This is a genomic window from Streptomyces sp. 4N124, from assembly GCF_052245395.1.
Classification (GTDB): domain Bacteria; phylum Actinomycetota; class Actinomycetes; order Streptomycetales; family Streptomycetaceae; genus Streptomyces.
Genome location: NZ_JBQQBS010000049.1, coordinates 1 through 14,050 on the forward strand (window position 1 = coordinate 1; position 14,050 = coordinate 14,050).

Consider the following 14,050-nt stretch of genomic DNA (forward strand, 5'->3'; position numbering starts at 1 on the left):
CGGAGCCAGTGAACTGCTCCTCCTTGTCTTCGCCGAGGCCCAGCGCCAGGGACAGCACCGCGAGGGCAACGACGGCGAGCAGCAGCAGGAGAGTGATCGTCGGATTCCGCTTCATCGGGCCACCGCCTCGGTGCTCGCCTTCTTGGTGAGCAGCACGCCGAGCCGGGTCAGTTCACCCTTGCTCGACTGCACGAGCAGCCGCATCACCAGCACCGTGAGCAGCCCCTCGCTGACCGCGAGCGGGATCTGCGTCACGGCGAAGATGGACCCGAACTTGCCCAGCGCGCCCAGGAATCCACTGCTCGGGTCGGGGAACGCGAGCGCCAGCTGGACGCTGGTGACGCAGTAGGTGGACAGGTCGGCGACGAACGCGCCGAAGAAGACGGCGACCATCAGCGGCACGCCGTACCGCCGGAGCAGCCGGTAGATCCCGTATCCGGCCCAGGGCCCGACGATCGCCATCGAGAACACGTTGGCGCCGAGCGTGGTCAGGCCGCCATGGGCGAGCAGCAGCGCCTGGAAGAGCAGGGTGATGGTGCCCAGCACCGCCATCACCGGCGGCCGGAACAGGATGGCGCCCAGTCCGGTGCCGGTGGGATGGGAGCAACTCCCGGTCACCGACGGCAGTTTGAGGGCCGACAGGACGAACGTGAAGGCTCCGGAGGCGCCGAGGAGCAGGGTGCTCTCCGGGTGTTCCCTGACTTCACGGGTGAGTGACCGGGCTCCGTGGACGACGAACGGCGCCGACGCGACGCCCCAGGCGACCGCGTGCGCCGGAGGAAGAAAACCCTCGGCAATGTGCATGGCTCAGCAGACCCTCTCCAGCACCTCGTGGATGGTTGACGCGCCTTGGCCGGTCTCCTGGCTGACGGGTACCACCGCCCGTGCTCCGCCTTCCCGGGTCCTGGAGGACCCAGTGGCTGCCCGTGAGGGCCGGAGCCGGACTTCCCGATTCACAGTGGCGAGGGCCGCACCGGTATCGCACCGGTTTCCCGTTCACCAAGGCGTGGTGACAGTAGTGCGCGGCGTGGGGTGGTGACAAGCCGTGCACGGGGGCGTGCGGGAGGGTGATCAGCGCTGACGGGCGTCGCTGCCAGGGTCCGGCAGTCCCGGCCCCGCACACCGCACGTCCCCCGCCGGCACCTCCCCGCCCACGAGATACGCCGCCACCGTGTCGTCCACACAGGCATTGCCCCGGCTGGCGAACACGCCGTGCGAGTAGTCGTCGGTGAGCGTGATCAGGCGCGACCCCGGCAGCACCTTGCCCAGCGCGCGGGCCCCCTCGACGGGAGTGACCGGGTCGTGCGCGGAGGCGACCAGCAGGACCGGCGGTGCGTCCGGGCTGCCGAGCGGGGTCCGCCGGGCGGGCCGGTGCTGCCAGTAGGCGCAGGTGGACGCCTCCATGCCGGTCAGGATTGGCTGTGCGTCGATACGACGGGTGCGGCGGATGTCCGCCAGGATGCGGTCCGGCGTGGGCGCGGGCCCGTCGGCGCACTTGACGATGCGGTTGGCCGCCTCGTAGTTGCGGGAGTCGGCGCTGTCGAAGGCCGTACCGGGCCGGAGTCCGTCCGTCGAGCCGTCGTCGAGGTAGGTCCGCAGCCCGTCGGCGAGTGGCGCCCAGCGCTCGGTGCGGCCCAGGGCGCGATAGACGGCACGGTCGAACTCGGCCGCCCCGAAGCCGTCCACCGGCCCGCCGCCAAGACCTCGACGCACCCGCAGATAAGCCCGGCGTACGTCTCCCGCGTCCGCGCCCAGGCCGAAGCGCTCGGCATGGGCGGCGGTCCACTCGAAGAACGTGTCCCGCTGCCGCAGCAGCGCCCGGCTCTGGATGACGTCGAAGTCGTACCAGCCCCAGGGCCCGACCACACTGTCCAGCACCATCCGCCCGACCCGCTGCGGAAACAGCGCCGCGTAGGCCGCGCCGAGATAACTGCCGTACGACACCCCGAGGAAGCCGGTCCTCGGCTCGCCGAGCGCGGCGCGGATCGCGTCCATGTCGTACGCCGTCTGCTCGGTGGACAGATACGGCAGGACACCGCCCGCGCCCTTGGCGCAGTCGTCGGCCATGTCTTGAAGCGAGGCGAGGTAGGCCCGTTCCGCCGTCGGACCCACCGGGACGGGGTCCGTGCCCGGGCTGTCGAACAAGCCGCCCATGTCACCGCAGTCGACCGGTGAGCTGTGGCCGATGCCGCGCGGGTCGAAGCCGATGACGTCGTACGAACGCCGCACGCTCTCGGGGAGTTTGGCGCGCTTGGTCACCGCGTACGGGAGTCCGGAGCCGCCCGGGCCGCCGGGGTTGACCAGCAGGACGCCGCGTCGCTCGGCGGGCGTGCCGGACGCGGGGACCCGGGAGACGGCGATCGTGAGGTGCGGTCCCCGCGGGTGGTGCCGGTCGAGCGGGACGCTGATCCGCCCGCACTCGACGCGGTCGGGGGCGGGCGGCTGCGGGACGGAGTCGGGGCAGTCGCCGAAGCGGACGGCCGGTGCCGGTGGCGCGGCCTCGGCGGGAGCGGCGGTGGGGAGCAGTGCGAGGGCGCACAGTATCGCCGCGGTGCGGGTGGAGACGGGCAACAGGAACCCCAAGGTGATGTTGTTTTCTCAGATGACAATGAAAATGATTATCGATAACGTGGCCGAGTCAAGTCCGGCCGCCCTCCCGTCCGAGGGGGTTCCGGGCTGCCCTGACGTCTGAACCACCTGTGGGAAAAGGGGAGTTGTGGCTCATCTGCTGATGGTCGAGAGCTGGGTCGGTTCCATGAGTCGACTGCTGCCGAGAGCGATCCGGGAGAGCGGGCACGAGTTCACGTTTCTCACCCGTGACCTGCACCACTACCTCCGGTCGGCGCCGGAGGGCACCGCGCATCCGCTGCTCGGCGCCCGCCATGTGATCACCGCCGACACGAACGACATCGACGCCCTGTTGCCCGAGGTCGAGCGGCTGCACGCGGCGCTGGGCTTCGACGGGGTGCTCACGTCCTGCGACTACTACCTGCCGACCGTGGCGCGCGTCGCCGGGCACCTCGGCCTGCCCGGCCCGGGCCCCGAGGCGGTGGAGAACGCCTGCCGCAAGGACGCCACCCGCCGTGTCCTCGCCGACGCGGGCCTGCCGCAGCCGCGCTTCGCCGTCCACGAGGAGTGGGCCGACCTCGCACGGGCCGCCGGGGAGATCGGCTACCCGCTGGTCGTCAAGCCCGTCGACCTGTGCGCGGGCATGTACGTACGGCGGGTCGACGACGAGGCGCAACTCGCCGCAGCGGTACGAGACTTGGGTGACTTCCCGGTCAATGCGCGCGGTCAGCGCCGGGCGCCCGTCGTCCTCCTCGAAGAGCTGCTGGACGGCCCCGAGGTGAGCGTCGAGACCGTCTCCCACGCGGGCGCGGTCCAGGTGGTCGGCGTGACCGACAAGAGCATCGGCGGCGCCCCCGCCTTCATCGAGACCGGCCATATGTTCCCGGCCGCGCTGACGCCCGCCGACACCGAGGCCGCCGAGCACACCGCGCTCGGCGCCCTGAAGGCCCTCGGGCTGACGGACGGCGTGGTCGCCCACACCGAGATCAAGCTGACCTCCGCCGGTCCCCGTGTCGTCGAGGTCAATCCACGGCCCGCCGGAAACCGCATCACCGAACTGGTCCGCCACGTCACCGGCATCGACCTCGCCGCCGCCTTCGTCGAGGTCGCCCTCGGCCGCACCCCCGACCTGCGCCGCACGGACACCGGGCTGCGCAGCGCCGCCATCGGCTTCCTCGTCCCGCACACGGCGGGCACGCTGGAGGCGCTGGACGGACGCGAACTGCACGACGCCACCGGCGTGTTGGAGCTGCAGCTCGCCGAGCCCGGCAAGACCGTGAAGGCAGCCGGCAGCAACAACGAGTACCTCGGACACGTCATGGCCGGCGACGCCGAGGGACCCGGCGCCCGCGACCGAGTCGAGGCGCTGCTGGCCGCGCTGCGGGCGGGGCTGGTGATCCGATGACCACGACGGAGACGGTGACCGCGACGGAGACGGCGACCGGCACCCAGACGACGACCGCCGCCGAGAGCGCGACCGGCACCGAGAGGGCGGCAGCCACCGAGGCGGCGACAACCAGCGAGGTGGTGACCCCCACCGAGACCGTGACGACCACCGAGACGGTCACCACCGCCTTCGACGGCCTCATACGCAGGGTCCGCGCGGGCGATCTGGGCCCGGATCCGGCCACCCTGCGTATCGCGGTCGCCTTCACCACCTGTCAGGCCGTACGGCACGACGGGCGCGGCACCGGCTACCGCAACGAGGTCCTCAGCCTGCGTCTCGCGGAGGCCGTCGGCTCCTGTGCGGTCGAACCCGGCGCGCTGCCCGAGAGCGCGCTCGACGAATGCGTCGGCGCGGACGTGGCGCGGCTGCTGGAGCATCCGTTGCTGCCCGTGCGCGTGGCCGCGCTGGACGCGTATCTGATGCACGTCACCCCGCACGCCCCGGCCACCGGAGCCCGTCCCGTCCCGCTGCCCGCCGGGACCTCGCTGGAGAAATCCCGGGCCCGCGCACTGGCGGTCGTCGAACTGCTCGATCTGCGGCCGGGGGCCACCGTGCTCGTCGTCGGCGTGGTCAACTCCCTGCTGGAGGCGCTGCGTTCGCGTGGACTCGGCTATGTACCCTGCGATCTCAAGGGCGGCGCGACCGAGTGGGGCGAGGAGGTCGTCGGGGACGCGCTTGCCGCGGCCGACCGCTGTGACGCGCTGCTCGTGTCCGGGATGACCCTGGGCAACGGCACCTTCGAACCGCTGCGGCGGCACGCGCTCCAGCGCGGCAAGCAGCTGGTGGTGTTCGCGCAGACCGGCAGCGCCGTGCTGCCCCGCTTCCTCGGGCACGGCGTGAGCGCGGTGTGCGCGGAGCCGTACCCCTTCTTCTGGCTGGACGGCGGCCCCGGAGTGATCCACCGGTACCGCGGGGGTGACCGATGACCGCCACCGCCGTACGGGCCGTCGCCCGACCGGAGTTGCTCGATCTGCTCGGCCGCACCCCGACCGTCCGCATCACCGCCGGCCTGCCAGGACCCCACCCCGGCTTCTGGGCCAAGCTCGAAGGGCTCGCGGCGGGCGGGATGAAGGCGCGGGCGGCCGTGTCGATGCTGTTCGGCGCCCGTGAGCGCGGCGAACTACGGCCCGGCGCACCGGTCGTGGAGTCCACCTCCGGCACGCTCGGTATCGGCCTCGCGTTCGCCGGGCAGGCGCTCGGCCACCCGGTGGTGCTGGTCGGCGACAGCGAACTGGAGCCGTCCATGCGGCAGTTGCTGCGCGCCCACGGCGTCCGGCTGGAGATCGTCGACCGCCCGGCCCCGGTGGGCGGCTGGCAGGCCGCACGCCTCGCCCGGCTGCGCGAACTGCTCGCGATCCTGCCCGACGCCTACTGGCCGGACCAGTACAACAACCCCGACAACACAACCGGCTACGCCACCCTCGCCGCCGAACTCGCCGTCCAGCTGGACCACTTGGACGTCCTGGTGTGCAGCGTCGGCACCGGCGGACACAGCGCGGGCATCATCGGCCCGCTGCGCCGCCACTGGCCCGCCCTGCGCCTCATCGGCGTCGACGCGACCGGCTCCACCATCTTCGGCCAGCCCGCCCGGCCGAGGCTGATGCGCGGCCTGGGCAGCAGCATCCACCCGCGCAACGTCGCCTACGACGCCTTCGACGAGGTCCACTGGATCGGCCCCGCCGAGGCCGTGGACAGCTGCCGCCGGCTCGCCAAGGGCAGCTTCGTCAGCGGCGGCTGGAGCACCGGCGCGGTCGCGCGCGTCGCCGCCTGGGCGGCCCGCGTCCACTCGGGCGCGGTCGTCGCGACCGTCTTCCCCGACGGTCCGCACCGTTACCTCGGAACCGTGTACGACGACGACTTCACCAGCGCTCATGGCATCGACCCGTCCACCGCGGCCACCCGCCCCGTCGAGATCCCGCACCCCCGCGCCGCCGAGGCCACCGGCTGGGCCCGCTGCACCCGTGTGACCGATCCGCTCCACTCCCCGAAAGAAGCCCCGTGAAGGCCACCCTGCGCACCGTACGTCTCGACCTCACCGAGCCGCTGCGCATCTCCCGCTCCACCATGTCCGCCCGCGACGCCGTATGGCTGACGATCGAACACGAGGGCCTGTACGGCCATGGAGAGGCCGTCGCCAGCGTGTACTACGGCCTCGACGCCGACACCCTGGGACGGCACTTCGCGGCCGTCGACCTGAACCGCTTCCCCGACCCCGAGAGCGCGTCGGAGAGCCTGAGGCAGGGGTGGCCCATCCCACCGGCGGTGGCTGCCGCCGTCGAGGCCGCGCTGCTCGACCTGGTCGGCAAGCGCGCGGGGATTCCCGTCCATCGTCTGCTCGGCGCCCCCGCCGCCCCGGTCGCCGCCACCGCCCGCACCATCGGCATCACCTCCCTCGCACAGGCCGCGGCCGAGGCCCGTCGTCTCGCCGCGAGCGGCTTCCAGGTCATCAAGGTCAAGGCGGGCACCCCCGACCCCGAGGACGACGTCGAGCGCGTACGGATCATCCGCGACGCCGCGCCCGCAGCCCGGCTGCTCCTCGATCCGAACGGCGCCTGGAGCGTGCCGCAGGCCCGCGCCCTGCTGCCGCGTTACGCAGACCTCGGCGTCGAAGCGGTCGAACAGCCCCTCGCGCCGGGCGACCCCGAGGCGCTGGGCAAGCTGGCCGAGCGCTCTCCGCTGCCGATCATCGCCGACGAGGACGCCGTAAGCCTCGAAGACGCGCGCCGTCTCGCGGGACGCGTGCACGGCGTCAACGTCAAGCTCGCCAAGTGCGGCGGCGTCCACGCGGCCCTGCGGATCGCGGAGTTGATCGAGGGCAGCGGGACCGAGCTGATGCTCGGCTGCCTCACCGCCAGCAGCCTCGGACTCGCGCCCGCCGTCCACCTCGCCGACCGCGCCCGCTGGGCCGACCTCGACGGACATCTGCTGCTCGCCCATGACCCGTGGACCGGGATCGGTGGCACCGACGGCTTCGTACGCGCCCCCGACCTGCCGGGGCTCGGCGTGGAGGAGGTGGCGGCCCGTGAAGACGTGGCATGAGATACGGCAATTCCCGCTCGCCGTACGCCTGTTGCTGGTGAACCAGCTCGGCGTCAACGCCGGGTTCTATCTGCTGATCCCGTACCTGGCCACCCACCTCACCGAGAACCTCGGCATGTCGGCGGCCGTCGTCGGCATCGTCCTCGGGGTCCGCAACCTCAGCCAGCAGGGCCTGTTCGTCATCGGCGGCTCGGCCTCCGATCGGCTCGGCGCGCGAGGCGTGATCATCGCCGGGTGTGCGCTGCGGACGATCGGGTTCGCGCTGTTCGCGCTCGGCGACGGGCTGCCGGTGCTGCTGGCCGCGTCCGTGCTCAGCGGGCTCGCGGGCGCGCTGTTCAACCCGGCGGTGCGGGCCTATCTTTCGCAGGAGGCGGGGGAGCGCAAGGCGGAGGCGTTCGCGCTCTTCAACGTGTTCGCGACGACCGGTGCGCTGATCGGCCCACTGCTGGGCAGCGCCCTGCTGCTGGTCGACTTCCGTACGTCCGCGCTCACCGCCGCCGGCATCTTCGCCGCCCTCACCGTGGCCCAGGCCCTGGTGCTGCCCGCGCGGGAAGTGGAGCCCAGCAAGGGCGGCGTCCTCGCCGACTGGCGTGAAGTCGTCGGCAACCGGGCCTTCCTGGCCTTCGCGCTCGCCATGGTCGGCATGTTCACCCTGGAGAACCAGCTCTACCTGCTGCTGCCCGAGGGAGCTCGCCAGGCCACCGGCTGGGAGGGCGCGGCAGGCCTCGTCTTCTTCGTCGGAACCGTTGCCAACCTCGCGTTCCAGCTCCGCATCACCCGCTCGCTCAAGTCCCGTGGCAGCAGGCCGCGTTGGATCGCGGCCGGACTCGCACTGATGGGCCTGGCGTTCGTGCCCCCGGCCTTCGCGACGCCGCACACCGGTCTGCTCGCCGCGCTCCCCGTACTCCTCGGCACCCTGCTCCTCTACCTCGGCGTCATGATCGCCTCGCCGTTCGTCATGGAGCTGATCCCCGGCTTCGGCCGCCCCGAGCTGACCGGCACCTACTTCGGGATCTTCTACGTCGTCTCGGGCATCGCGGCCGCCGTCGGCAACACCGTCGTCGGCTGGGCCATGGACACGGGAGACCGGCTTCCGTGGCTGTGCTGCGCCCTCTTCGGGCTGGCCTCCGCGGGCGGGGTCGCCTGGCTGCACCGTCGGGACGCCCTCCCCGTGATCCCGGTACCGGTCGCCGAACGGAGCGCCGTATGACGAGCGGCAACCTCCTCACCGACAACCCCGAGCTGTACGAGGCCCGCTTCCCCGACCCCGACCGGCTCGCCGGACGCTGGGCCGAGGACTGCCTACTGCGGTACGGCGCCGGGCCCCGCGTGCTGGACATGGGCTGCGGGACGGGCCGCGACGCCGGCCATCTCCACCGGGCCGGCCGTACGGTCACGGGCGCCGACCTCTCCGAGGCGATGCTCGCGTACGCCCGCGCCCAGCATCCCGGGCCGGCGTATGTCCGGGCCGATCTGCACGGCTTCGACCTGGGCGCGTTCGACGCGGTCGTCTGCCTGGACAGCGCCCTGCTGTACTGCCACACCAACGACCAGCTAGTCGGCTTCCTCGCCTCCTGCCGCCGCGCCCTGACACCCGGCGGGCTGCTCGTCGCGGAGATGCGCAACGGCGCCTACTTCCTGGGCCGGACCGACCTCCTCGACACACCCAAGGTCAACGCCTTCATCTGGCAGGGCACCGCCTACCGGTCGACGACGACCCTGACGGTCGACCGCACCGCCCAACTCCTGCGCCGTATCCGCGTATGGACCTCCGACGACGGCTCCCCGCCCGTCGAGCAGCGCTCCGCCTGGCGGCTGCTGTTCCCGCTGGAGCTGCGCCACTTCCTGGCCGTCCACGGCTTCGAGGTCCTCGACCTGTACGACGGCCCCGGCCCGCGCACCGAACCGCCTTGGCGCGAGGGCCAGTTGCCCGGATCGGCCACGGACGCCGACCGGCTGCACGTCGTAGCGCGCCTGAACCCGCTCACCCACCACTGAAGGACATCACATGTACGACGAACGCTTTCCCGGTCTGCGCCGCCGCGGCTTCCTCGCCGCCACCGGTGCCGCCTCGCTCGGTGCGCTCGCGCTCACCGGCTGCGGTTCCTCCGACGACAGCTCCGGTACGGGTGCGGGTGACGGCAAGCCGAAGCGGGGCGGGCGGCTGCGGGCCGCGTTCGCGGGCGGTGGCGCCAGCGAGACCCTGGACCCGCACCTGGCCAACCTGTTCGCCGACGTCGCCCGCGCCAAGGCCCTCTTCGACAAGCTCGCCGACTACGGTGCCGATCTGTCGGCGCGGCCCCGGCTCGCCGAGAAGTGGGAGTCCAACAAGGCCCTCGACAAGTGGTATGTCACGTTGCGCAAGGCCACCTTCCACGACGGCAAGCCCGTCACCGCGCAGGACGTCCTCTACAGCTACCGCCGGATCGCCGACCCGAAGCAGGCATTCCGCGCCAAGGCGTCCCTGGAACCCATCGACCTCGACGCCAGCCGCGCCACGAGCGAGACGAGCATCGAGTTCGTGCTGAAGCGGCCGACCGCCGAATTCCCCAACGTCCTGGCCGCGTTCGGCGCGTACATCGTCCCGGACGGTGCGACCGAGTTCGACAAGAAGCCGATCGGCTCCGGCCCTTTCCGCTTCGTGTCGTTCGCGCCCGGACGGTCGGCCGTCTTCCGCCGCTACGACGAGTACTGGGAGGGCGCCCCGCACCTCGACGAGCTCGAATTCGTCGTCGCCAACGAGGAGTCCGCGCGCGTCAACGCGCTCCTCGGCGGCCAGGTCGAGTACGCGCACGAACTCAACCCCACGACCGGCCGCGCGCACGAGGGCAAGGGGCAGATCGAGATCGTGCGGCTGCGCAACAGCGCCATGCAGGGCTTCGCGATGAAGACCGACCGGGCACCCTTCGACGACAAGCGGGTCCGCCAGGCGTTCTTCCTCATCGCCGACCGGCAGGAACTCGTCGACGGCGCCCTGTCCGGCGCGGGCGAGGTCGGCAACGACCTGTTCGGCAAGGGCTACGAGTACTACGCCGACGGCCTCCCGCAGCGCGAGCAGGACCTCGACAAGGCCCGCGCCCTGCTCAAGCAGGCCGGTGCCGAGAAGCTGAAGGTCGGCCTCGACACCTCCGCCGTCGCCGCCGGATTCACCGAGGCCGCCAGCATCTTCCGCGACCAGGCCGCGAAGGCGGGCGTCACCGTCGACGTGAAGATGGGCAGCAAGGACACGTACTGGGCCGACATCCTCGACTCCGGCACCCTGTGCTGCTACCGCTCCGGCGCCATGCCCATCGAGGCCCATATCTCGCAGCGGCTGCTCACCGACTCCAGCACCAATGCCACCAAGTGGCAGCACAAGGACTTCGACGCGCTCTACCAGCAGGCGCAGTCCACGCGGGACAAGACCGAGCGGGCCGCCGTGTACGAGCGCATGCAGCGTCGGCTGTACTCCGAGGGCGGCTTCCTGATCTGGGGCTTCGCCGACTGGATCCTCGGAACCGCCAAGAACGTCAAGGGCGTTGAGACGAACGCCCCCGCCAACTCGCTCGACTGGGCCCGCTTCGACAAGGTCTGGCTGGCGTGACGGGACTGCGCTCCTTCGTCGCCCGGCGGCTGCTGCTCGGCGTTGCGCAGACCATGGCCGTCGTGCTGCTGGTCTTCGCGCTCACCGAGGCGCTGCCGGGCGACGCCGCGGTCGCCCTCGCCGGTGACCAGCCCGACCCGGCCCGGATCGCCGCCATCCGTGAGGCGATGGACCTGGACCGGCCGGCGTACGAGCGGCTGCTCGACTGGGCGTCCGGGCTGCCGCACGGCAACTTCGGGACGTCTCTCACGTCCGGGCGGCCGGTCGGGCAGTACATCTCGGACGGCTTCGGGCCCACCCTGATGCTGGCCGGCCTCACCGTCGCGCTGCTGATTCCGCTCGGCTTCGGGCTCGGCGTGCTGGCCGCCCGGCATGAGGGGCGGCTGATCGACCGGCTGGTCAGCTCGGTGACGCTCGCCGTGTACGCGGTTCCCGAATTCGCCCTCGGCGTCCTCCTGATCACCGTCTTCGCGCTCCAACTGGGCTGGCTGCCCCCGACCGCCGTCGGCTACGGCACCGATCTGCTCGCCCACCCCGCCGCACTGGTCCTGCCTGTCCTGGTCCTGCTGTCCCGGCCGGTGTGCTCCATCGCCCGACTGGTCCGCGCGGGCATGGTCGACGCGCTGGCCTCCCCGTACGCGACCCACGCCCGCCGCTACGGCGTCCCGGGCGCCTGCATCCGCTACACGCACGCCCTGCCCAACGCCCTCGCCCCGGCCGCGCAGCAACTCGCCCGCACCATCGACTGGCTGCTGTGCGGCGTCATCGTCGTGGAGGCCCTCTACGTGATCCCCGGACTCGGCACGGTCCTGCTCAACGCCGTCGCCGAACGCGACGTACCGGTGGTGCAGGGGCTCGCCGTCGTCTTCGGCATCCTGACCGTCGTACTGAATCTGGGCGCGGATCTGGTGGCCCATCGGCTCACACCGCGGGCGGGGGTGGCCGCGTGAAGGCCCGGCGCTACCTCCTCGGCATCGCGGTCTGCGCCGTACCCCTCCTCCTCGCCCTCCTCGGGCCGCTGTTCGCGGGCGAACCGGGCCCGCGCGCCCCGTCGTTCATGCTCGGCGACGGGCACTGGCTCGGCACCGACTTCGTGGGCCGGGACGTCTGGCAGCAGGTGCTGCACGGGGGACGCCCGGTCGTCCTGACCGCGCTCGCCGCCACCGCCCTCGCCTACCTGGTGGCGCTGCCGGTCGGGCTCATCAGCGCGCTCACCCACCGCCGCTGGCTGGAGGAGACGCTGATGCGGCCGCTGGACGTGCTGCTCGCGGTGCCGTCGCTGCTGCTGATCCTGCTGGTGGCGTCGGTGTTCACGCCGGGCGCGGCCGGGCTCGCACTGCTGGTCGCGCTGGTCAACGTGCCCGACGCGGCGCGGATCGTGCGAGCCGCCGCGGCGGAGGCGGCCGCGCGTCCCGCCGTGGAGGCGCTGCGGATGCAGGGCGAGACGTGGTGGCGCACGGCCGTCGGATACGTCGGCCGGTCGATGCTGCGCACCCTCGCCGCCGACGCGGGCATCCGGCTCACCGGCGTGCTGTACCTGGTGGCCACGGCGGCGTTCCTCGGTGTCGGCGTCGCACCGGACGCGGCGGACTGGGCGGTCATGGTCGACCGCAACCGCACCGGACTGTTCGTGCAGCCCTGGGCCGTGGTGGTGCCCGCGTTGCTGATCGTCGCGCTGACGATGGGCAGCAACCTGCTCTTCGACGCGGCGCTGGAGAAGCGAGACCTGCCTCGGAAGAAGCAAGAGAAGGAACGATCGTCTTGAGTGAGAGTGACACTCCCGTCGCCGAGATCCGCGACCTGCGCGTGGAGATCGACGGCAGGGCCATCGTGGACGGCGTGAACCTGCGGGTCCTGCCCGGACGGGTGACGGCTCTGGTCGGCGCCTCCGGAAGCGGCAAGACCACGACGGGGCTAGCGCTGCTCGGGGAGTACCCGCCCGCGGCCCGCGTCACCGGCGACGTACGCGTCTCGGGGAACGTCGGATACGTACCGCAGCACCCCGCCGCCGTCCTCAACCCCGCCCGCCGGGTCTCGGCGCTGCTGACCGACATCGCCCGCACGCAGGTACGCGATCTGCCGCGTGCTCAGCGCAAGAGTGCCGCCCGCGAACGCGTCCTCCGCGCCCTCTCCGACGCCCAACTCCCGGACGCCGAGCCCCTGTTGCGGCGCCATCCGCACCAGCTCTCCGGCGGCCAGCAGCAACGCGTCGTCCTCGCGCAGGCCCTTCTGCTCGGCGCCCGGGTGATCGTCGCGGACGAACCCACCACCGGGCAGGACGCGTTGACCAAGAGCCGGATCGTCGACGAACTGGCGGCGGTCGCGGCACGCGGTATCGCGGTCGTGCTGCTCAGTCACGACCTGGACGTGGTGCGCACGCTCGCCGACGACGTACTGGTCATGAAGGCGGGCCGGGTCGTGGAGTCGGGCCCGGCCGAACGGCTCTGGCTCGCACCCCGGCACGAGTGGACCCGCCAACTCCTCGACGCCCGGCCGCCGATCCCGCAGGAGCAGTCCGCCGAGGACACGACGGAACCCGTCCTCCGCATCCGCGACCTCACCGCCCGCCACGGCAGGAGCGCCGTCCTGCGCACCCCCGGCCTCACCGTCCACCCCGGTGAGTGCCTGGCCGTCGTAGGCCGCTCCGGCAGCGGCAAGACCACCCTCGCCCGCTGCCTGGCCGGCCTCCACCGTGACCACGACGGCGAGATCGACCTCGACGGCACCCGGCTGCCGCGCAGCCTCCGCCACCGCGACCGGGCTCAGCTGAGGGCTGTCCAGTACGTCTTCCAGGACGCACGGGCCGCCTTCGACGAGTTTCGGCCGGTCCTCGACCAGGTCGCCCGGACGGCCGTGCGCCTGCGCGGCATCGATCCGCGCACGGCCGGAGAGGAGGCCCTGACGACACTCACCGGCCTCGGCCTCACCTCCGGCCTGGCCCGGCGCCGCCCGCCGCAGCTGTCCGGCGGCGAGCTCCAGCGCGCGGCCCTGGCCCGGGCACTGCTCGCGCACCCCCGGGTGCTGATCTGCGACGAGATCACCTCGGGCCTGGACACGGTCACCCGGCGCGGCATCCTCGACGTCCTCGAAGGGCTCCTGCGCGACCGCGACGACCTCTCCCTCGTCCTGATCACCCACGACCTGGACACCGCACGCCTGGCCCACCGCATCGCCGTACTCGACGCGGGCGAACTGGTCGAACAGGGCCCGGCCGACCGGATCCTGACGGCGCCGGAGGACCCGTTCACCGTGTCGCTGATGGAGACGACGGCACGGATGGAGTCTCGAACTCCCTTGCTGTGACATCCGACTGATGTCCGATCAGGAGTCAACAAAGTCCGACAGGAATGTTGCTTCTGAGGCGTTCGGAACTTAGTGATATGGACAGGATCCGACGCAAGCACCCAGTAGGT

At 72.1% G+C, this 14,050-nt stretch carries 12 protein-coding genes and 1 riboswitch; of the genes, 10 read left to right on the plus strand and 2 right to left on the minus strand.

The annotated features are described in order from the left end of the window. Nucleotides 1-111 precede the first annotated feature (111 nt). Nucleotides 112-804 carry an energy-coupling factor ABC transporter permease gene (locus ACTWQO_RS35845; protein ID WP_443241556.1) on the minus strand — a complete coding sequence of 231 codons (693 nt, stop codon included), beginning with the start codon at nucleotides 802-804 and terminating at the stop codon, nucleotides 112-114. Between the two features lie 30 nt (nucleotides 805-834). Further along, nucleotides 835-1,019, minus strand: a riboswitch (cobalamin riboswitch). Between the two features lie 52 nt (nucleotides 1,020-1,071). Next, on the minus strand, nucleotides 1,072-2,583 hold the full coding sequence (locus tag ACTWQO_RS35850) for an alpha/beta hydrolase (RefSeq protein ID WP_443241557.1): 1,512 nt from the start codon (nucleotides 2,581-2,583) through the stop codon (nucleotides 1,072-1,074). 133 nt (nucleotides 2,584-2,716) lie between these two features. On the opposite strand from ACTWQO_RS35850, the gene ACTWQO_RS35855 reads away from it, so the two are divergent. The 10 genes from ACTWQO_RS35855 to ACTWQO_RS35900 are packed head-to-tail and all read left to right on the plus strand — an operon-like array spanning nucleotide 2,717 to nucleotide 13,940. Then, nucleotides 2,717-3,973, plus strand: coding sequence for an ATP-grasp domain-containing protein (locus ACTWQO_RS35855; RefSeq protein ID WP_443241558.1), 1,257 nt, complete (start codon nucleotides 2,717-2,719; stop codon nucleotides 3,971-3,973). Beyond that, nucleotides 3,970-4,941, plus strand: coding sequence for a Rossmann-like domain-containing protein (locus tag ACTWQO_RS35860; RefSeq protein ID WP_443241559.1), 972 nt, complete (start codon nucleotides 3,970-3,972; stop codon nucleotides 4,939-4,941). The genes ACTWQO_RS35855 and ACTWQO_RS35860 overlap by 4 nt, the downstream gene beginning before the upstream one ends. Further along, nucleotides 4,938-6,017: a PLP-dependent cysteine synthase family protein gene (locus ACTWQO_RS35865; protein ID WP_443241560.1), complete on the plus strand. Its 1,080-nt coding sequence runs from the start codon at nucleotides 4,938-4,940 to the stop codon at nucleotides 6,015-6,017. The genes ACTWQO_RS35860 and ACTWQO_RS35865 overlap by 4 nt, the downstream gene beginning before the upstream one ends. Further along, entirely contained in the window at nucleotides 6,014-7,054 is a 1,041-nt protein-coding gene (locus ACTWQO_RS35870) for a mandelate racemase/muconate lactonizing enzyme family protein (protein ID WP_443241561.1), read from the plus strand. Before ACTWQO_RS35865 ends, ACTWQO_RS35870 begins: the two co-directional genes overlap by 4 nt. Further along, nucleotides 7,038-8,264, plus strand: a complete 1,227-nt coding sequence (locus tag ACTWQO_RS35875; RefSeq protein WP_443241562.1) for an MFS transporter — start codon at nucleotides 7,038-7,040, stop codon at nucleotides 8,262-8,264. The genes ACTWQO_RS35870 and ACTWQO_RS35875 overlap by 17 nt, the downstream gene beginning before the upstream one ends. Next, nucleotides 8,261-9,052: a class I SAM-dependent methyltransferase gene (locus tag ACTWQO_RS35880; protein WP_443241563.1), complete on the plus strand. Its 792-nt coding sequence runs from the start codon at nucleotides 8,261-8,263 to the stop codon at nucleotides 9,050-9,052. Before ACTWQO_RS35875 ends, ACTWQO_RS35880 begins: the two co-directional genes overlap by 4 nt. Before the next feature lie 10 nt (nucleotides 9,053-9,062). Further along, nucleotides 9,063-10,637 (plus strand): ABC transporter substrate-binding protein, encoded by a 1,575-nt coding sequence (locus ACTWQO_RS35885; RefSeq protein ID WP_443241564.1) that lies wholly within the window; start codon nucleotides 9,063-9,065, stop codon nucleotides 10,635-10,637. Beyond that, nucleotides 10,634-11,587: an ABC transporter permease gene (locus ACTWQO_RS35890; protein WP_443241565.1), complete on the plus strand. Its 954-nt coding sequence runs from the start codon at nucleotides 10,634-10,636 to the stop codon at nucleotides 11,585-11,587. Before ACTWQO_RS35885 ends, ACTWQO_RS35890 begins: the two co-directional genes overlap by 4 nt. Then, nucleotides 11,584-12,402: an ABC transporter permease subunit gene (locus tag ACTWQO_RS35895; RefSeq protein ID WP_443241566.1), complete on the plus strand. Its 819-nt coding sequence runs from the start codon at nucleotides 11,584-11,586 to the stop codon at nucleotides 12,400-12,402. Before ACTWQO_RS35890 ends, ACTWQO_RS35895 begins: the two co-directional genes overlap by 4 nt. Beyond that, on the plus strand, nucleotides 12,399-13,940 hold the full coding sequence (locus ACTWQO_RS35900; RefSeq protein WP_443241567.1) for an ABC transporter ATP-binding protein: 1,542 nt from the start codon (nucleotides 12,399-12,401) through the stop codon (nucleotides 13,938-13,940). The genes ACTWQO_RS35895 and ACTWQO_RS35900 overlap by 4 nt, the downstream gene beginning before the upstream one ends. Nucleotides 13,941-14,050 lie beyond the last annotated feature (110 nt).